The following is an 18,395-nucleotide window of genomic DNA, read 5'->3' on the forward strand; positions in this document are numbered from 1 at the left end:
GTGAGCGATCACGCAGTGAAGTCGACGACGCGATTCTCGTTCATCGAGGTGTACAACGCATCGACGAGTGCAACGGTCTTGACATTATCGATCGCGCTCGTGCGAGGAGTCGACCCCGTCGCGATGGCATCACACACTGAACCGATGGTGCCGATGAACGCATCGGGGATCCACCGCTGAGTGACGGGATACGGCACCCATCCATCGGTAGGAATCGTTCGGCTCATGATCTCCAGCGTGTCGGGGCGGCCGTCGGGATAGTCGTAGAGCAACCCAATCGTTCCACGAATCGCGCCTTCGACGCCGTCCATGCGAAACTCCGCCGTGTTGTCGCCACCACGATTCACGTGGTTGGCATGCACGAGTGCCGACGCACCGCTGGCGAAACGATAGGTGCTGACCGTTCGTGTCTCACCGACCGGATACTGACCCGGCGTCCGGCCGCCGACGGCGTACACCGACGACGGTTCACCCATGAACCAGCGCACGACGTCGTGGTAGTGGATCGAGTGCACCATGATCTCGAGGCGCTCCATGGGCTGGGCCCATTCCCACAGTTCCCAGGGCGTCGCGAGGTTCACGGTGATGGAGAACGAGGTGATGTCGCCGATCCATCCGAGTTCGACCATGCGGTGCGCCGCGGCGATTCCTTCGTCGTACCGCATTTGCTGGTTCACCACCGCCACTAGCCCGGCGTCAGCCGCGAGGTGCGCCAGTTCTGAAGCGGTTTCAGGATCGGTCGCGAAGGGCTTCTGGGCGAGTATGTGTTTTCCCGCCGCTACCGCTGCCCGAAAGATGGGCGGCTGCGCAGCGACCGGCACCGCAATGTCGACGACATCGACCGCAGGGTCTGCGAGCAACTCGTCCACCGTCTCGTACACGCGGGGAATGCCGAACGCCTGTGCCACTCGACGAGCACGTTCGAGATCTAGATCGGTAATGCCCACTACGGTCACTCCGGCGCGAGCGTAGGCCGGCAGATGCGCGCCTTCGACAATGCCTCCCGCGCCGACGATCGCGACCGGTCGCTGGTGCTCTGGTGCGATCTGAAGGCGGCAGTGCTCAGAGACATCCTGGAACAGATCGATCATGATCCCGCGGCTCCGTCGAGACCCGCCCGCGCGGCATTCGCATCGCGATACTTCACAGTCTGAAGGTGCTCGCAGTAGAGAACTAGTTCTTCATCGTCGGCGCGAAACACCTCGTACGACACCGTGAAGAGCCCCATCGTTTCGTACTTGGGAGTCTTGTTGAGCAGGGTGCGCATTGTATAGATGGTGTCGCCAATGAAGACGGGCTTGATAAACCGCAGGCGGTCGTAGCCGTAGCTGAAAGTGTTCACATTGTTGTGGGCCATGAGACCCATGCCGTAGCTGAAGACCATGGCGCCTGGAACGATGCGCTTGCCGAAGACGCCGTGCTCGCGTGCCCAGATGTCGTCGGCGACATAGGGGTGCATGTCAAGGAGCAGCCCGTTGAATACCATCATCTCCCCCTCGGAGATGGTGCGTCTGATGGACCGGTCGACCTCACCGACCTCGTAGTCTTCGTAGAGCTTTTCGTCCTGGTTCCAGGCCTTGATCGCATTGCGGGCAATCGGGTCGGTGTTGGGGTTCTTCATCACGTCAACCTTTCTCGAAGAATTCGCGTCGAATACTGTCGTTGTGCTCGCCGATTCGCGGAGCACCCTTCTCGTGAGTGAGGGGTGCCCCGTCGAAACGAACGGGCGCCCGCGTTGTCTGAATCTCAACGTCTCCCGACCCGTCGGCAGCCTGACGATGCACGGCCTGCATCATGTTCAGCGCAGCGAACCCTTCGTGCTCGACCAATTGCGGCAGTGTCAATACCGGGGCGCACCAGACATCTGCTTCGTCAAGAATGCTGAGCCAGTGATCGGTCGACCGGGTAGCCAAGCGATCGGCCAGAGCACGGGTGATGGCGGTCTGCTCGGTCCACCACGTCTCTGGGTCGATGTACTGCGCGAGAGAGTCGAGGCCGATCAGGCGTCCCAAATCAGGTACTGACGTCATCGCGAGCGCCAGATACCCATCAGCAGTGGGGTAGGTGCCATACGGAGCTTGCAGGAACGCGTGAGCGGTGTTGCGCGTTCCACGCTTCACCGTCACCGACGGGTCAGTCAGGTGCGCGCTCAGCAGCTCAAACTGCAAGTCGAGCATCGACTCGAGCAGGCTCGTCTCGACCCGTCCGCCAACTCCGGTGCGCTCGCGCCGCAGGAGTGCGGCCGTCACTCCGTGAGCCGTGTGGATAGACGTCACGATGTCAGCGATCGCGATGCCGACCGGAATCGGCGGATCGTCAGAACTGCCATTGAGCCAGGGCAGGCCCGAAATGGACTGCGCCAGCAGATCTTGTCCTGGTCGATCCTTCAACGGACCCGACGCCCCGTATCCGCTCACACTCGCATAAACGATGCCCGGGTTGATGGCGCGAACGTCGTCGTAGCCGAGGCCCAGTCGTTCCATGATTCCGGGGCGGAAGTTCTGGATGATCACGTCGGCGTGAGCGATTAGCTCTCGAACCTCGGCAAGGTCGTCGGTGTCTTTCAGATTCGCCGCAAAGCTCTCTTTGTTGCGGTTGGTAATGTGGAAGGACAGCGTGTCGCCGTCTTCCACGACACCTGCGAACGCCAGCGAGCGGCCGATGTCGCCGCCCTGAGGGCGCTCGATCTTTATGACGCGCGCGCCCAGGTCGCCGAGACGCATGGCTGCCATCGGCCCCGCAAGAAACTGGCTGAAGTCGAGGATGAGAATGCCCTCGAGGGGCAGGGGAAGCTCTGGTGCGTCGGTCACGATCGATCCTTGCTGTCGGCAGTTCAGAGCGCGTACACGCGGCGGGCGGTGCGGAAGAGAATGTCGTCTTGCTCGTCGACCGACAGGGTCGAGATGACCTCCCGCTGAGCACGCCACACCCCGACGAAATCACCCGCCAGAATCGAGACAGGCCAGTCGCTGCCGAGCATGACGCGCGAGGCGCCGAAGTTGTCGACGACGTGGTCGACATAGCGTTGCCAGTCGGCAGAGGCCCACGTCGGCTTCGACGCCGTGTTCAGGCCGGAGAGCTTGACGACCACGTTGGGGCGATCGGCTGCAGCGGCAATCAAAGACGCCCACGGCTCCCAGCCTTCGGAGGCGATTGGGGGCTTCGCCATGTGGTCAAGCACGACGGTCAACTCAGGGTGTCGGTCAGCCACGGCCGCGACCGTTTCGAGGTGTTCGTCGAGCACGCTCACCATGTCGAGCGCCAAGCCTCGGGGCGCGAGCAACCCCAGGGTGCGATTCACGGTCTCACCGAGGATCCACCGTGGGTCGGCGTAGGTGTGGGTCAGGCAGCGAACGCCCTTGACGTAGGGCGACGCGGCGTACAGGTCGAGTGCCGACCGTGCTTCGTCGTGGCGGTCGAGGGGCGCCCAGGCGACCACCCCGAGAACCGTTGGGGTCGAGGCGGCAACACTGAGCATGTAGAACGTGTCTTCGTAGGTGTCCGCTGCTTGAACCAGCACGGTTCCTGTCACCCCCGCTTCCACGATTTCTGCAGCGACGCGTTCAGGGCCGAAGTCGTCGAACAGCGGGCCGTACTCCGGAACGATCCAGTCATAGGCGCGCTCCGACATCATCCACAGGTGTTGGTGGGTGTCGATCATCTCGATGGGTGAGTGCAGTGCGGTCATGTCAGTGCTCCATCTCTGAGTTCGGTGCGGTCGATCGGCGTCGGTTGACGACGTAGATCTTGGTCAGTGCCAGCACTGTCTCGTTGTGCTGATTGGTGACCTCGACGCGCTCAAACGCCATGCCGAAGCGTTCAGGCTGTCGAGGGTGATCGCTGAGTTCTACGAGCTCGGCGGTCGCGCGGATGGTGTCTCCGATGAAGACCGGCTTGATGAATCTCACGCGGTCATAGCCGTAGCTCATGGCGTCTTCGTTGATCTCGCCGGCGAGCATCCCGATCGCCATGGAGAGGACCAAGGTTCCGTGAGCCATGCGCTGGCCGAAGGGCTGGGTGGCACAGAACTCTGCATCCATGTGGTGCGGGTAGAAGTCTCCGGTCTGCCCAGCGTGAGCGACGATGTCTGCCTCGGTCACGGTTCGTCCGTAGCTATGGCGCACGTCGCCGAGCTGGTAGTCCTCGAATACGGTCATACGATGGGCTCCTTCAGGTGCTTCTCTGCCAGGGATTCGAGGATGTCGAGTGTGCCGGGGGTGAATCGCCGTGAGGTGAGCGCGTCGTGCACCACATGCGAGATGGCCAGCTGCAGGTCGGGCCACCCCAGAACGCGTGGGCGTACCCACGCACGCTCGAGGGTGCGAAGAGTATTGCGAAAGAAGTTGGCCGTCTCGGCGTTGCGCGCCTCACTTCGCCAGGCACGCAGGTTTCCTGGCTGTCCGCCGCCGGCCGTGTAAGGGCCGCTCTGCAACTCCGCCCCCGCGAGCGCGAGCGCAACAGCAACAGCAAGCTGGGGGCGCGTTGTCGCGGAAGAGACGGCGATACCCGCCCCCCCGAGCTCTGAGCCTGATGCATGCCCATCGAACGACGGAACGTCGTCATACGCCAGGCGATGAGGGCGAAAGCCGGGGCGTGAGTAGTTGGTATAGCCGAAGAGAGCGACAGCCGTCGAGTGGCCGTCGGTGGTGGCAAGCACCTCGGCGACGTCGATCGGGTTCGCGTCAGCACACCATGCCGGAACGCGCTCAGCGAGTCGAATCATGAAGTCGAGCACGGCAGCGGCGGCGTCTCGGTCGATCATGACGTGCGGCTGCGCCAGCGGGTGCCCCTTCTGCGCCAAGAGCGTGGCGAACGTGCTGAAAGCATCCACTGGCTTGTACGGCCAGAGCACACTGTGTTTAGGGAGGGCGATGACATCGCTCCAGTAGACGGGTGCACCGTCGCACCGATCCGATCGAAAGGCTGACACCTGCGCTGCGGCATCGATAGCGAGCGCCCACTGATGGCCGCGGTATCCGTAAGAATCATGCGACGCTCCGACGCTCTCTCGCGCCAGTTGATCAAGCACCGCTGAATCGACATGCTCGTCGAGCGCCAAGAGAGCCCCCGCGTTGACTGCGTCGGGCACGTGGGGGTGGTCGATGATCAACAGGTCGAATTCCGCGGCGAAATCGGCAATGTGTTGGTCTCCAAACGCGAGAAGCGACCGCGCTTCCCACGTCACAGTCGCGCCGAGGTGTGCCGCAATATGGTCATCGGCCGCGCGCAGGCCGTCGACCCCGCGCGGGTGATCCCAGGTCATTCCGGAGAGCTCAATCTCAGGATGCATCGTGGACCTCGTCGTCATGGATTCATCCTATATGAAAACGATTTACCACACCACACGCGGCATCTCGACTGTCCCGTCATCGCGATTGCCCGTGAAACTCGGCTGCCCCAGCGGACGAGCTGCCCAGCGCGCCGAGTGCGGGCGTGTGCCGACGCGCCAATACAATAGGCAATAGGGAATAGGCGTCTCGACCCGAAGCGCCACCGTTGGCGTTGCCAGCAGATCTGAGGAGAGCATGAACACTCAGTCATCGATTCGGCGAGCGTCAGCCGGGCGGCCTTCACGCTCTGTTCTCTCTGATGAAACGCACGACGCGATTCGCGAAATGCTTCTGAATCACACCATTGCGCCTGGTGAGCACATCAACATTGATGCGCTTTCTCGTGAGCTCGAGGTCTCTCAGACCCCTGTTCGAGAGGCTCTCGCACGGTTGGAGTCAGACGATCTCGTCGTGAAACAGCCCTTGCGCGGTTACACGGCCACCGAACTCCTCACCGTCACGCAACTCGACGACCTCTTTCAGTTTCGACTGCTGATCGAGCCATGGTCTGCAGAGAAGGCGGCGACGCAGTCCGACCACCACGGACACGAGGAACTGAGGGCAGAACTCGAGCGCGGCGCGGCCGTAGGTGCCCTCGATATGGAGCGCGCCTACGCCGCGATGTCTGAACATGACGCCCGCTTTCACGAGCTCATCGCGCGACTATCGGGGAGCGAGTTCGTGCGTGATGCTTTCGTTCGCACGCACTGTCACCTGCATCTCTTCCGACTCTATCAAGCCGGTCAGGCTCAACTAGAGGCAGCAGGGAAGGACTCCGCATTCGTCGACACCCTGTTCAGCCTGTACTACCAGCCGACATCGGGGTTCCTCGCGTTCCGTGAGCATGAAGGCATCGCCCAGGCAGTGCTCGCTGGCGACGCCGCCAGTGCGCGCACTCGCATGCACGACCACATTCAGTCATCGCGGGAACGGTTTGCCCCCGCGATGACAGTCCTCAACGGCCACTAGCGCTCACGGCGTAGGCGCATCGGCTCTCAGCAGCCCAGCCTCGACGAGTTCAGCCCACACGGCGGCAGGAACGGGAGTGTCGAACAGCGCGTCGTTGCGCTCAACCTGCGCGCGCGAACGCGCCCCCAGGCACACCGTCGGTACCGCGGCATGGCCTAGAGCAAACTGCACGGCGACTTGTGGCAGCGTCGCACCGTGGTGCTCGCAAATGTCAGCGATGCGGGTAGCTCGAGCAACCAGCGAGTCGGGTGCGGTTGCATAGTCGAAATGCGATGTGGGGTCGGGACGATCGCGAGCGAGAAGGCCCGAGTTGAAGACACCCGCGGCGACGACCGACACGTTATGAGCGAGAGCCGCAGGCAATAGATCATCGAGCGCGCTCTGATCAAGCAACGTATACCGACCCGCCAACATGACAACATCTACGTCGCTGTTGATGACGAAATTGGCCAGCATCGTCGACTGATTCATTCCGGCGCCATACGAACGAATGACACCTTGGCTACGCAGTTCGTCAAGCGCAGGAAGAGCACCGTCGAGAACGGACTCGTAATAGTCGTCAGGATCGTGAACGTAGACGAGATCGATGCGGTCGAGCCCTAGCCGGGTCAAGGACGCCTCGATCGAGCGCAGCACCCCATCACGCGAGTAGTCGTACACGCGCACGTGATCGCGCGGAACGTCGAAGCCGTTGTCGATATCTCGATCGTCTGCGCCGTTATGAGTTGGCTGAAGCAGCCGGCCGACCTTCGTCGAGATGATGACCTCATCACGAGACCAGCCTCGCACCGCTTCCCCCAGCCGACGTTCTGAAAGTCCCAGCCCGTAATGAGGGGCAGTATCGAAGTAGCGAACATCAGACTGCCAAGCCGCATCGAGCGCGTCCGCCGCTGTCGCGTCATCGATGGCTCGAAAGAGATTCCCGATCACCGCCGCACCGAATGCGTGCCGGCCCACTGCCAGGCCCCCTCGGCCGAGGGGGGAACGTTCAGTGCGATTCATGGGCGCTCCTCAGTAGAGCCATGGTGGGAGACATCGCGATGCCGCTTAGGCCACGCGAAGGTTGTCGATGGCATCGAGGTTCCAGTCAATGCCGAGGCCGAGCGAGGTCGGCGCCTGCGCCCGCCCATCGACGATGCTGATCTCGCCCGTCGTCACTCGCCGCAGCTGGGGAATGTGCTCGAGGTACAGTGCGTTCGGGATCGCACATACGAGCGGCAGGTGTAGCTCCATCAAGAAGTGCGGGGCGACCTTCACGCTGTATGCCTCGGCAAGGTGCGCCACCTTAAGCCACGGGGTGATACCGCCAATGCGGGCCACATCGACCTGAATGATCGACGCGGCACCGCGGTGCAAGTACTCGCGAAAATGACCTATCGAGTACATGCTTTCGCCCACCGCCACCGGAATCGACGTGGCGTTGGCGAGTCGCTCGTGACCCGCAATGTCGTCGGCAGGGAGGGGCTCTTCGAACCAGAACAGGTCGAGTGGCTCGAACAAGTGCGCCCGACGAATGGCGTCGGCGGCGGTCAGTGACTGGTTGGCATCTACCATCAGATCGAAGCCGTGACCGACCGCCTCGCGCACCGCACTCAGGCGCGCGAGATCGTCATGCGGGTTGGGCAGGCCGACCTTGACCTTCGCGCCCAGCAGACCCCGCTCCTGGGTTGCGCGCGCCTGGGTGACGAGCTCGTCAGGGCTCAGGTGCAACCACCCACCCTCAGTGTCGTAGACCGGAATCGACGACGATGAGCCCCCGGCGAGCATCCAGAGCGGTACGCCAGAGCGCCGCGAACGGCCGTCCCAGACCGCGGTATCGATCGCAGCGAGGGCAAGCGACGTGATCGCACCGACCGTGGTCGCGCGCGTCGAGTTGAAGGCGGCATACCAGACCGCCTCGGGGCGCTCGGCGTCGGCACCGAGAACCGCCTCGAGCATGCCACCACGCAGCATCTCGAGGACCGCGCGGCCGCCGGTTCCGATCGTGTAGCTGTAGCCGAGGGCGGTCATGCCGTCGGCGGTCTCGAGCCGCACATAGATGGTCTCTTGCTTGAGGAAGGCCTGCACCGCGTCTGTGCGCACCGTCTCGACAGGAATGTCGCTGAGCCAAGCCTCGGCCGCGACGATGGTGGTGGGGCTGGTCATGAGGCTCCTCGTGCGGCAGGGTTCGCAGCCCACTCTGGGCCGTCGGGAAAGCGAAAGCGGTCACGCGACGCGGCGTGCATCTGCATGCCGGATCCCGGTTGTTCGGGGGCACGGTACCGGCCCCCCTCGACGCGGGTGGGCTCGACAAAGTGCTCATGCAGATGATCGACATACTCGATCATTCGGCCCTCCATCGAGCCCGAGACCGCAATGTAGTCAAACATCGAGAGGTGCTGCACTGCCTCGCAGAGCCCCACGCCACCGGCGTGCGGGCAGACAGGCACACCGAATTTGGCGGCCAACAACAAAATGGCGATGTTCTCGTTGACCCCGGCGACGCGCACGCTGTCGATCTGCAGCACGCCGATCGCACGCGCCTGCAGCAACTGCTTGAACAGCACCCGGTTGGCGCCGTGCTCGCCCGTGGCAACGCGGATCGGCGCGATCGCGCGAGCGATTGTCGCGTGGCCGAGCACGTCGTCGGGACTGGTGGGCTCTTCGATCCAGGCGGGGGCGAAGGGGGCAAGCTGCTGGATCCAGGCGATCGCGGCGGGGACATCCCACCGCTGGTTGGCATCAATGGCAATCGGGTAGTCGGGGCCGCACACCTCGCGCGCGATGCGCAAGCGCCGAATGTCATCGTCAAGGTCGGCGCCGACCTTGAGCTTGATCTGGGGAAAGCCGGCGTCGAGCGCCTCGCGGCACAGCCGTGCGAGCTTCTCGTCGTCGTAGCCGAGCCAGCCAGGCGAGGTGGTGTAGGCGGGGTATCCCGCAGCCAGCAAGGTCTGCTCGCGCTCAGCGCGCGTGGCGACCTGAGCCGTCAGAATGCGGACGGCGTCGTCGCGGCTGAGCTCGTCAGATATGTAGCGGTAGTCGACGAGGTCGGCGATCTCGTCGGGCATCATCCGCGAGAGCATCTGCCAGAGAGGCAGACCGGCCCGCTTGGCCTTGAGATCCCACAGCGCGTTGACGGCGGCGCCGATCGCCATGTGCATGACGCCTTTCTCCGGGCCGAGCCACCGTAACTGCGAGTCATGCACGAGCCAGCGCCACGTAGCCCCCATGTCGTCGAGCAAGGCCTCGACGTCATGCCCCAGAAGGTGACCTCTCAACGCGTCGATCGCGGCCGCCTGAACATCGTTGCCGCGACCGATCGTGAAGACAAAAGCGTGGCCGTCGTGGCCGTCAGCTGCATCAGTACCGAGTACAAGGTAGGCCGCCGAGTAGTCGGGGTCGGCGTTCATCGCGTCTGACCCGTCAAGACTCGTCGAGGTGGGAAACCGAATGTCGCTCGTGGTGACGGCGGTGATGGTGCTCACGGTGAATAGTCTCCGTTCAGGGGCAGGGCGTTACCCGGCAGGTCAGTCGTGGTGGAACACTTCGGGCAGGTCTTTCCACCACTCACCCTCGGCGCGGTCATCAACCGGCACTTGCATGGGCTTGCAGATCGCCCACCACCGCTGCGTCTCGGCATCGTCGGCCATGGCTGCCATGTCGGCGTCAAAATCGTCGCCGACGTACTCGAAGTAGGAGAAGAGCAGATCACCATGACGGTAGATCGAGTAATTGCGAATGCCGCTCTGAGTAATGCGTTCGAGAACTGTCGGCCAGGCGTTGGCGTGCAGGTCTTCGTACTCGGCGCGGTTCTCGGGCTTGAGACCGATGACAGAGGCAATGCGCTTCAAGGCAACTCCCTTTTCCTATAGGACATACGATCAGAGGATACGATACCGCTCCCACACCTCGCGCAGGGTTGCTCCGGCGACGAGATCAGTGAGAACGCTCGTCTCTGACGACATGCGCGCGCGCGCCACCGTGAGCACCTGATCGGCGACGGCGGCCGGGATGACGACCACCCCGTCATCGTCGGCAGCGACCAGATCGCCCGGCGCTATCTCGACCCCGCCGATCTCCACGTTCTGTTGCACGGCGGTCACGCGCATCCGCCCCCTGTAGTCGATCGGACGGTGCGAGCGTGCGAACGCCGCGAAGCCGAGGGGGATGATCTTGTCACTGTCGCGCAGATTGCCGTCGGTGACCATTCCGACGGCGCCTCGGCCGAGGGCGGCCGCCGAAAACAACTCGCCCCAGAAAGCTGAGGCGTTGCTCTCACCCGTGGCGATCACCACAACCTCGCCGGGCTCGATCGAGTCGATGAAGTCAATCGCATCGTCATAGGGCTTCGCGGGGTCGACGTCATCGGTCGGTTCGAACCGCACCGTGCGGGCCGGGCCCAGAATACGGCTGCCGGGAATAGCACACGGCAGGCGCTCAGCAAGCACTCGGTGGCGCTCGCCGACAGCGTCGAGCGAGTCAGACAGGTTGGCCGTGGTGGGAAGAAGCTCGGGCAAGTGGGTCACTGTGATCCTTTCGGGGACGATTCGGATGAGTACGACAGCACCTCAACCGTGGCCGCATCAATCGCGTCCCAGTCAAAGACCGCACCGACGCCCGGTGCCGTCGGCGGGTAGACGAATCCATCCCGAATATCAAGCGGCTCAGCGAGACCGAAAGCGTAGGTGTCCAGGGGGTACAGCACTTCGAAGTAGGTGGTGTTCGGGATGCCCAGTGCGCAGTGCAGATTCGCGAGCTCGAGCGGGTGGTAGATCGTCGTGTGCAATTCGCAGGGCACTCCGTGCGCTTCGGCCAGGCGAGCAACCTCAAGGGTCGAGGTGATACCCCCACGCCATGACACATCAGCCCGCACAATGTCGAGGGCGCCCGAAGTGATGTAGGGGGCGGTCAATAACGCCCCACCCGCGATCGACTCGGCACCGGCAATCGGAATCTCGAGCTCGCGCGACAACTGCACCAGAGACTCCATGTCGTAGTCATCGAGCGGCTCTTCGAACCAGAGGTACCCAAGCTTCTCGAGCTCGCGCCCGACCCTCACAGCCTCGGCGAGCGTGTGCGTCGCGACGGGGTCAGCCATGAGAGGGAAGTCGGGCCCTACTTCGTCGCGCACCGCGCGGTACACCTCAAGGTCGAGCGAAGCGGGGCCGGGCGGATGAATCTTGTAGGCCGTAAAGCCGTCGTTCCGCACGCTGCGCACCTCGGTGACGTAGTCGTCGACGGTCGAGAGAAACATCGAACTGGCGTAGACCGGCAGGCGATCATGAGCGGTGCCGATCAGCCGGTGCACGGGCAGACCGGCGACCTTGCCGGCGATATCCCAACAGGCGACGTCGAAGGGACCGTACGCGTAGATCGGCGACAGGTTCCACCGTCGATCGAAGAATCGAAACTCGCGCAGGTTGAGCTCGTGCGCCAGCGGGTCACGGCCCATGAAGAACGGTGCTACCTGCGCGAAAGCGCGAGCGGTGGTGCGCGAGTCGAGGCCCCCAAACCCGAACGACGTGCCGCGCACGCCTTCGTCGGTCGTCAGCGTGATCACCACCACGTCGGGCACGCTCTGGCCGTCGAGAGACGACCGCTCGCGCGACGAACTGTCATCGACGCGACAGGCGCGGATCTCAACATCAACGATGCGCACAGCAGACCTCCTTGTCTGTCAACATTGGTGGTTGGCGCTTGCTCAGGCCCGAATGACGTGCCCACCGGTGGGCACGAACGGAAACTGCTTCTCGATCGCGGGAGTCACGCGCAGGCCGAGCCCGGGGGCCGTGGGAGCGACCAGCGTGCTCCCCTCGCGGCGTAGCGGCTCGACGAGCAAGCTCTCGCGCAGCGGATTGGGCAGCGTGCAGTATTCGAACAGTTCGACCTCGGGCCGCGCCAGGACCGTGTGCAGGTTGGCCATGAGAGTCACGCCGCTGCCCCACACGTGGGGCACCGTCGCGACACCATGCGAGGCGGCGAGCGCAGCGATGCGGCCGAACACTGATGGCCCGCCGACGAAAGTGGCATCGGGCTGAGCTATGTCAACTCCGCCCGCCTCGATGAGCACGCGGAAGTCTTCGAAGGTGCCGTGCGACTCGACCCCCGAGACAGGCACCGCGAGAGCATCCCGCACCGCCGCATAAGCGGCCGGGTCGGTGGCGTGCGCCGGCTCTTCGAACCAGCGGGCGCCCGCGTCTGCCACGACGCGACCCACGCGAATCGCATCATCGAGAGACCACGGGCGACCTGCACAGCCCTGAACCGCGTCGAGCACGAACCTGCCCGTGCCCGACAACCGCGGAATGATTTCCTCGACCAGCCGAATGGTAGTGCCAGGATCGCGCATCGCCCGAAACTTCACGGTATCGAACCCCGCATCTCGCTGCGCGTTGGCCCAGTTCAGCACCTCATCGAAAGTGTCACCAAGCCCGCCACTGGCATAGATCTCGATCGAACGACGCTGCAGTCCGCCCAGCAGCTCGTAGGCCGGAACCCCCTCGCGCACTCCCACAGCGTCCAGGCAGGCGAGTTCGATCGCGCCGGCAACGCCGCTGGCGATGCCCCCGCGCGACCAGAAGGCGGTCATGGCCCGCAGGTGGTCAGCCACGTCAAGGGGATGCTCGAACAGGTTCTCGAGCAGAAAGGAGCGGTAGGCATCCACCAGACCGGGAACCGCGAGCGCCGCCATGATGCCGGCGCCGGCCTCTCCGACCCCGCGCGTGCCATCACTGAGTGTGACTTCGACCAGCGCGGCATCCCAGGAACGGATCATGCCTCCGACCCAGCGCAACTCCTCTCCAGGGGCGTACGGCGCCGACAGCAGTATGGGTCGAATGGCCGTCACGACAAGGGAGGAGTCCATGCACTTATCCTATACGATATAGTCGATAAAGTCGCGATTGCCGCGAGACCTCATCAGACAGAACGTCGACCCTCAGCGCTTGTAGCGGGCTGAGACCACGCGGTCGGAGGCCGAGACGCGGCCGAGGAACGGCGGCGTGACGAGCAGAAGCACGGGAGCCGCGAGACCCACGAGCACGGCGCCGGTCGTTGTCGTGATGATCGAGACGGTGAGCAGAGCTGCTCCGAACTCGGGCGGCAAGGCCGTGCTCGCGGCGGTGAACAGCACGACCGTAGCGGCGAGCACGTGGGCGGCATAGCCGAGGGCCGCCGTCGAGGCCGCCGAGACGGCGACGGTCGTGCGGGGTGAGATAAGCATCCACGCCACGGCCAGAACGATCGCCTGCACGAGGGCGCCGATCGCCCAGGCAGGCGTCGTCCACCAGGCGATGGTCGACTGCGTCTGGCCCAGCACGGCGGCTCCGAGAGTTGCGGGCATCCCCTGCAGCGCCCAGGTCGCCAGGCCCGAGAGCCCCGCCCAGGCGAGCACGCGCGGCCAGCGTAGCGAGAGCGTCGAGCGCATCGCCGGCCGCGGGCGCGGGTCGACGGGCGCGGCCGCCTCAGACTGCCAGACGGGCTCGTCGCTGCCGAGCAAGCGCGGAGGTTGCAGTGTCTCGAGAGCGAGCTCGCTCACCTCGAGCGGCGAATCGAGCACGTCGACCGTGCCCCAGACGGTGTCGAGAGGTCGCGTCGGCAGCTCGCCGAGCGGCGTGACCGGAAACGGCCCGCCGCCCCACGCCGTGCGCCAGTTCTCGAGCTCGAGCGCGGTGCGGGCGAGCGAGAGTCGGCTCGCCGAGGCCTGCCCGGTGCGGCGAGACGTCGCGATGCCGCGCAGGGCAGCGGCCGCCGCGATCCAGCCGGTCGCGTGATCGAGCGCCTGAACCGGCAACGGGAGAGGCACGGGATGCTGCGCCGCAGTTTCGCGCATGGCGCGGTCTGCGATGCCGGCCGACATCTGCACGAGACTGTCGAAGCCGCGTCGCCCGGCCCACGGGCCGGTGTAGCCGTAGGCGTTCACCTGCACCTCGACGAGCCCGGGGCGTACGGCCTGCCGGGTGCCCTCGTCGAGCCCGATCGAGTCAAGGGCTCCTGGCCGGTAGCCGTGCACGAGCACGTCGGCCTCGGCGAGCAGAGCCAGCAGCTCTGATCGACCCTCGACACTGTGCGCATCGAGTCGGGCGCAGCGCTTGCCGAGGGTCATGTCGGGCTCGAGCGCCGACTCGTGCCATTCGGGCGGGTCGATGCGCAGCACGTCGGCGCCGAGCATCGCGAGCACGCGGGTGGCGACGGGGCCGGCGAGCACGCGCGTGAGGTCGAGCACCTTCACGCCCGCGAGCGGCCGGCCCTCGAGGCCGAGCGGCATGGCGCGCCCCTCTGAGCCGGGGCGAACATCCACCAACGGCTCGGCGGCAACGGCGACGCCCTGTGGGTGCCGCGACCAGGCACCCGCTGTGCGCATGGCGGCAGCTGCACCCCCGGCGAACACGACCTCCGACTCGAGGTCATCGGCGCGCCAGTCGGTGACGGCGGCCTCGACATCGGCGCGCGTCGCGGTCTCGTCGAGCCCGAGCACCGTGAGTGCGGCGGCGCGGTGGGCGGGCACGTTCGTGTGCAGACGAATCCACCCGTCGCCCGTCGCGTAGTCGCCCGCGAGGGCCTCCCACGGCGAAGCGACCGGAGTTCGCGGTCGCACCGCCGTCGAGAACCAACCGTCGACGAGCGGCGTGCTGACCTCGGCCTGCGCGTCGGTGCCCACGAGATCGGCGAGGGCGAGTGCCGTGGCACCCACCGCCGCCGCCGCGAACTGGCTCACCGGGTACGAGCCGCCCAGGCTGCGCGGGCCGACGATCGCGAGGTCGCCGTCGAGCCCGAGCTGCTGGGCAAGCACGTGGGTGCCGGGTCGTGGCGCGATGATCACGCGTTCAGAGTATCGATGGCAGGCGGTGGCAGACTGGGGGCGATGAGCGACGACGATCCGCGCGAGCTACTCGAGTACGAGTCGGGCGACGGCACCCCGAGCTGGGAGCGCCGTCGGCGCGTCATGCGCTGGATCGCCCTTATCGCGCTCGTCGGCATGCTCGTGCCCACCGTCGTCGGCACCTATGTGACCGCGCGCTCGACGGCCGAGCGCTCGTGCCGCCTTGCCGTCGACTTCTACGCGGATGAGCGCACGCCGTCGCGCGTCGCGTTCGAATTCCTCTCCCCCGACGCCCTGGGCTGGACCTGCTACGCCGAGCTCTCGAGCGGCGACGTGCTCGTCGCGGTGCTCGGGCTGATCCCCGGCCAGCCCCGCCTCGTCTCGCGCGTCGGCGTCTGACGCTCTGGCGCGCGGCACTTTTTCTTGCGAGACTGAGGGTGTTCCGCGCATGCGAACGGCGCTCCGAGGCTCTCTCAGGGCGGCGTGACCCGTCGAGGAGCGGTGGTTGCTTTCATCGCTTCCGGTCACCTCATTCGCTTCTCTGACCGCGTGGAGCCGATGATCCTGCGCGCCCGAGACCTCTCGGCGAGCATCCGTCATCGTCGACGAACCGTGAGGACATCATGATCAGCATCGATCGCACCCGCCTGGCCGAGCTCACCGAGCGCGAGCAGCAGGCCTTCATCGCCGCCCGCCCGAAGTCGCAGGCCGCCTACGCCAACGCCGAGCACCTGTTCGGCCGCGTGCCCATGACGTGGATGAACAAGAAGTCGGGCGCCTTTCCGATCTACCTCGACCGCGCGCAGGGTAACCGCGTGTGGGATATCGACGGGCACGAGTACATCGACTTCGCGCTCGGCGACACCGGCTCGATGGCCGGCCACTCAAACCCCGCCGTCGTCGAGGCGATCACCCGCCGCGTCGGCGAGCTCGGTGGCCTCGTGACGATGCTGCCGACGGAAGACGCCGAATGGGTCGGCGCCGAGCTGTCGCGCCGCTTCACGATGGACCGCTGGAGCTTCTCGCTGACGGCGACGGATGCGAATCGCTGGGCGATTCGACTCGTGCGCGCGATCACCGGAAAACCGAAGATCGTCTTCCACTCGTACTGCTACCACGGATCGGTCGACGAGTCGCTCGTCGTCGTCGGGCCCGACGGCGAGAGCATGTCGCGCCCCGGCAACGTCGGCGCCCCCGTCGACGTGACCGAGACGTCGCGCGCCGCCGAGTACAACGACCTGCCGGGCCTCGAGCGGGCGCTCGCGCACGGCGATGTGGCCGCGGTGCTCATCGAGCCCGCGCTCACCAACATCGGCATCGTGCTGCCCGAGCCCGGCTACCTCGAGGGCGTGCGCGCACTGACCCGCCAGTACGACGCGCTGCTCATCATCGACGAGACGCACACCTTCTCGGCCGGGCCCGGCGGCATGACGAGGGCCTACAACCTCGAGCCCGACCTCGTGGTGATTGGCAAGTCGATCGGCGGGGGCATCCCGACCGGGGCCTACGGCCTCTCAGACGAGTTTGCCGAGCGCGCGCTCGCCCGCACCGACCTCGACCTGGTCGACATGGGCGGCGTCGGTGGCACGCTCGCGGGCAACCCGCTCTCGGTCGCGGCGATGCGCGCAACCCTCGAGCATGTGCTCACCGACGAGGCCTTCGCGCACATGATCGACACGGCCACGTACTTCACCGACGGCGTCAACGAGCTGTTCGACCGCTATGACCTGCCGTGGGCGATCAACCAGCTCGGCGCGCGCGCCGAGTACCGCTTCGCGCGGCCGTACCCGATCAACGGCACGCTCGCGGCTGAAGCGGCCGACGGCGAGCTCGAAGACTTCTTGCACCTCTACCTCGTGAACCGCGGCATCATGCTCACGCCGTTCCACAACATGGCGCTCATGGCCCCCATGACGAGTCGGTCAGATGTGGATGCTCACCACGAGCACTTCGAGGCGGCGATCAGAGAGCTGCTCTCGTTGTAACCGATGGCCGAGACGGCCATCGGCGCTGGCGTCGCGGCGACGGCGAGAAATCGCCGTCGCTCTAGGCTCCAGCTCGCTTGCGCGAGAACCAGCCCCACGCGCTCGTGGCGAGGAACAGCACGATGCCGACGACGGCGAGCCAGAACAGGCCTTCGATGACAAAGCCGAGGATCGACAGCACGATCCAGATGACGATGAGAGCAATGATGAAACCAGTCATGCGCTCGACGCTATGGTGCTGAGCGGTACTCGTGAACCCCCTTGACAGTGCTCGTGAAGGGTGATCACGCGGCGCCGTCGAACGGAGCGCCGGGTCTACGCGGCGCCGTCGAACATTGACGTGACCGAGCCGTCATCGAACACCTCGTGAATCGCGCGCGCGATGAGCGGCGCGATCGACAGCACCGTGAGGCGGTCCCACCGCTTCTCGTCGGGAACCGGCAGGGTGTCGGTGACGACCACCTGGTCGACCGCTGCATCTTGCAGAATGTCGAAAGCTGGGTCGCTGAAGACAGCGTGGGTGGCGGCGACGACGACGCGCAGCGCGCCATTCTTCTTGAGCGCCTCGGCGGCCTTGACGATCGTGCGGCCGGTGTCGATCATGTCGTCGACGAGCAGGCAGACGCGGCCCTCGACCTCTCCGACGATCTCGTGCACCGTGACCTGGTTGTGCACCATAGGGTCGCGGCGCTTGTGGATGATGGCGAGCGGGGCCCCGAGCTTCTGACTCCAGATGTCGGCAACGCGCACGCGGCCCATGTCGGGCGAGACGACCGTGAGAGTCGCGGGGTCGAGCTGCTTCTGAAAGTGCTCGAGCAGCACGGGCATCGCGAACAGGTGATCGACGGGGCCGTCGAAGAAGCCCTGAATCTGGGCGGCGTGCAGGTCGACGCTCATGATGCGGTCGGCGCCCGCCGCCTTGTAGAGGTCGGCGACGAGCCGAGCCGAGATGGGCTCGCGACCGCGTCCCTTCTTGTCTTGGCGGGCGTAGGGGTAGAAGGGAGCGACCACGGTGATGCGCTTGGCAGAAGCGCGCTTGAGAGCATCCACCATGATCAGTTGTTCCATGAGCGCCTCGTTGATGGGCGCCGCGTGCGACTGCAGCACGAAGGCATCGCAGCCGCGCACGCTCTCGTCGTAGCGCGCGTAGATCTCGCCGTTGGCGAAGGTGCGCGCATCAGTGTGCACGATCTCGGTCTGCAGGTATTCGGCGATCTGCTCGGCGAGAACAGGATGCGATCGCCCGGTCACGATGACGAGGCGCTTCTGGCCGGTGATCTTGATGCTGGCCACGAGGTTCTCGCCTTCTGC

The 18,395-nt window shown here is 65.3% G+C and carries 19 protein-coding genes; 3 read left to right on the plus strand and 16 right to left on the minus strand.

Features of this window, described 5'->3' with window-relative positions; genetic code table 11:
• Positions 1-8: 8 nt before the first annotated feature.
• Genes KL788_RS05765 through KL788_RS05790 form a run of 6 tightly spaced genes read right to left on the minus strand, consistent with a single transcriptional unit; the run spans position 9 to position 5,308 of the window.
• Positions 9-1,091 (minus strand): Gfo/Idh/MocA family protein, encoded by a 1,083-nt coding sequence (locus KL788_RS05765; protein WP_293169343.1) that lies wholly within the window; start codon positions 1,089-1,091, stop codon positions 9-11.
• On the minus strand, positions 1,088-1,621 hold the full coding sequence (locus KL788_RS05770; RefSeq protein WP_293169345.1) for a MaoC family dehydratase: 534 nt from the start codon (positions 1,619-1,621) through the stop codon (positions 1,088-1,090). Before KL788_RS05770 ends, KL788_RS05765 begins: the two co-directional genes overlap by 4 nt.
• Before the next feature lie 4 nt (positions 1,622-1,625).
• Positions 1,626-2,810 carry a CaiB/BaiF CoA transferase family protein gene (locus KL788_RS05775; RefSeq protein WP_293169347.1) on the minus strand — a complete coding sequence of 395 codons (1,185 nt, stop codon included), beginning with the start codon at positions 2,808-2,810 and terminating at the stop codon, positions 1,626-1,628.
• A gap of 23 nt (positions 2,811-2,833) precedes the next feature.
• Positions 2,834-3,688 (minus strand): amidohydrolase family protein, encoded by an 855-nt coding sequence (locus tag KL788_RS05780; RefSeq protein ID WP_293169349.1) that lies wholly within the window; start codon positions 3,686-3,688, stop codon positions 2,834-2,836.
• A 1-nt stretch (position 3,689) separates the two neighbouring features.
• A complete protein-coding gene (locus tag KL788_RS05785; RefSeq protein ID WP_293169351.1) occupies positions 3,690-4,157 on the minus strand; it encodes a MaoC/PaaZ C-terminal domain-containing protein in 468 nt (155 codons plus the stop codon).
• Positions 4,154-5,308, minus strand: coding sequence for a sugar ABC transporter substrate-binding protein (locus KL788_RS05790; RefSeq protein ID WP_293169353.1), 1,155 nt, complete (start codon positions 5,306-5,308; stop codon positions 4,154-4,156). Before KL788_RS05790 ends, KL788_RS05785 begins: the two co-directional genes overlap by 4 nt.
• A gap of 217 nt (positions 5,309-5,525) precedes the next feature.
• On the opposite strand from KL788_RS05790, the gene KL788_RS05795 reads away from it, so the two are divergent.
• Positions 5,526-6,299 (plus strand): GntR family transcriptional regulator, encoded by a 774-nt coding sequence (locus tag KL788_RS05795; RefSeq protein WP_293169355.1) that lies wholly within the window; start codon positions 5,526-5,528, stop codon positions 6,297-6,299.
• Between the two features lie 3 nt (positions 6,300-6,302).
• Here the strand turns inward: KL788_RS05795 and KL788_RS05800 are convergent, their stop codons facing one another.
• The 8 genes from KL788_RS05800 to KL788_RS05835 all read right to left on the minus strand — a co-directional run bounded on the left by KL788_RS05800 (position 6,303) and on the right by KL788_RS05835 (position 15,099).
• Positions 6,303-7,301, minus strand: coding sequence for an aldo/keto reductase (locus tag KL788_RS05800; protein WP_293169357.1), 999 nt, complete (start codon positions 7,299-7,301; stop codon positions 6,303-6,305).
• Between the two features lie 45 nt (positions 7,302-7,346).
• Positions 7,347-8,444, minus strand: a complete 1,098-nt coding sequence (locus tag KL788_RS05805; protein ID WP_293169359.1) for a mandelate racemase/muconate lactonizing enzyme family protein — start codon at positions 8,442-8,444, stop codon at positions 7,347-7,349.
• Entirely contained in the window at positions 8,441-9,763 is a 1,323-nt protein-coding gene (locus KL788_RS05810) for an enolase C-terminal domain-like protein (RefSeq protein WP_293169361.1), read from the minus strand. Before KL788_RS05810 ends, KL788_RS05805 begins: the two co-directional genes overlap by 4 nt.
• Before the next feature lie 42 nt (positions 9,764-9,805).
• Positions 9,806-10,129, minus strand: coding sequence for an L-rhamnose mutarotase (locus KL788_RS05815; protein ID WP_293169363.1), 324 nt, complete (start codon positions 10,127-10,129; stop codon positions 9,806-9,808).
• Between the two features lie 30 nt (positions 10,130-10,159).
• Positions 10,160-10,804 carry an RraA family protein gene (locus KL788_RS05820; protein WP_293169365.1) on the minus strand — a complete coding sequence of 215 codons (645 nt, stop codon included), beginning with the start codon at positions 10,802-10,804 and terminating at the stop codon, positions 10,160-10,162.
• Positions 10,801-11,937, minus strand: coding sequence for an enolase C-terminal domain-like protein (locus KL788_RS05825; RefSeq protein WP_293169367.1), 1,137 nt, complete (start codon positions 11,935-11,937; stop codon positions 10,801-10,803). The genes KL788_RS05820 and KL788_RS05825 overlap by 4 nt, the downstream gene beginning before the upstream one ends.
• Positions 11,938-11,979: 42 nt before the next feature.
• Positions 11,980-13,143 (minus strand): mandelate racemase/muconate lactonizing enzyme family protein, encoded by a 1,164-nt coding sequence (locus KL788_RS05830; protein ID WP_293169369.1) that lies wholly within the window; start codon positions 13,141-13,143, stop codon positions 11,980-11,982.
• A 72-nt stretch (positions 13,144-13,215) separates the two neighbouring features.
• A complete protein-coding gene (locus KL788_RS05835; protein WP_293169371.1) occupies positions 13,216-15,099 on the minus strand; it encodes a CoA transferase in 1,884 nt (627 codons plus the stop codon).
• A gap of 42 nt (positions 15,100-15,141) precedes the next feature.
• Between KL788_RS05835 and KL788_RS05840 the strand changes: the two genes are divergently transcribed.
• Positions 15,142-15,498, plus strand: coding sequence for a hypothetical protein (locus KL788_RS05840; protein WP_293169373.1), 357 nt, complete (start codon positions 15,142-15,144; stop codon positions 15,496-15,498).
• 224 nt (positions 15,499-15,722) lie between these two features.
• Positions 15,723-17,084, plus strand: coding sequence for a transaminase (locus KL788_RS05845; protein ID WP_293169375.1), 1,362 nt, complete (start codon positions 15,723-15,725; stop codon positions 17,082-17,084).
• A 61-nt stretch (positions 17,085-17,145) separates the two neighbouring features.
• Here the strand turns inward: KL788_RS05845 and KL788_RS05850 are convergent, their stop codons facing one another.
• Both KL788_RS05850 and KL788_RS05855 read right to left on the minus strand, forming a co-directional pair.
• Positions 17,146-17,304, minus strand: coding sequence for a hypothetical protein (locus KL788_RS05850; protein WP_293169377.1), 159 nt, complete (start codon positions 17,302-17,304; stop codon positions 17,146-17,148).
• Between the two features lie 95 nt (positions 17,305-17,399).
• On the minus strand, positions 17,400-18,377 hold the full coding sequence (locus tag KL788_RS05855; protein ID WP_293169379.1) for a ribose-phosphate diphosphokinase: 978 nt from the start codon (positions 18,375-18,377) through the stop codon (positions 17,400-17,402).
• Positions 18,378-18,395: the final 18 nt, after the last annotated feature.

It is taken from the genome of Microcella sp. (assembly GCF_019739195.1).
In the GTDB taxonomy this organism is placed as follows: domain Bacteria; phylum Actinomycetota; class Actinomycetes; order Actinomycetales; family Microbacteriaceae; genus Microcella.

What these genes read in the sequence shown, in the direction of transcription:
- KL788_RS05765 (WP_293169343.1), bottom strand. Translation starts at nt 1,091, where the DNA reads ATGATCGATCTGTTCCAGGATGTCTCTGAGCACTGCCGCCTTCAGATC.
- KL788_RS05770 (WP_293169345.1), bottom strand. Translation starts at nt 1,621, where the DNA reads ATGAAGAACCCCAACACCGACCCGATTGCCCGCAATGCGATCAAGGCC.
- KL788_RS05780 (WP_293169349.1), bottom strand. Translation starts at nt 3,688, where the DNA reads ATGACCGCACTGCACTCACCCATCGAGATGATCGACACCCACCAACAC.
- KL788_RS05785 (WP_293169351.1), bottom strand. Translation starts at nt 4,157, where the DNA reads ATGACCGTATTCGAGGACTACCAGCTCGGCGACGTGCGCCATAGCTAC.
- KL788_RS05790 (WP_293169353.1), bottom strand. Translation starts at nt 5,308, where the DNA reads ATGACGACGAGGTCCACGATGCATCCTGAGATTGAGCTCTCCGGAATG.
- KL788_RS05795 (WP_293169355.1), top strand. Translation starts at nt 5,526, where the DNA reads ATGAACACTCAGTCATCGATTCGGCGAGCGTCAGCCGGGCGGCCTTCA.
- KL788_RS05800 (WP_293169357.1), bottom strand. Translation starts at nt 7,301, where the DNA reads ATGAATCGCACTGAACGTTCCCCCCTCGGCCGAGGGGGCCTGGCAGTG.
- KL788_RS05805 (WP_293169359.1), bottom strand. Translation starts at nt 8,444, where the DNA reads ATGACCAGCCCCACCACCATCGTCGCGGCCGAGGCTTGGCTCAGCGAC.
- KL788_RS05830 (WP_293169369.1), bottom strand. Translation starts at nt 13,143, where the DNA reads ATGGACTCCTCCCTTGTCGTGACGGCCATTCGACCCATACTGCTGTCG.
- KL788_RS05840 (WP_293169373.1), top strand. Translation starts at nt 15,142, where the DNA reads ATGAGCGACGACGATCCGCGCGAGCTACTCGAGTACGAGTCGGGCGAC.
- KL788_RS05845 (WP_293169375.1), top strand. Translation starts at nt 15,723, where the DNA reads ATGATCAGCATCGATCGCACCCGCCTGGCCGAGCTCACCGAGCGCGAG.
- KL788_RS05850 (WP_293169377.1), bottom strand. Translation starts at nt 17,304, where the DNA reads ATGACTGGTTTCATCATTGCTCTCATCGTCATCTGGATCGTGCTGTCG.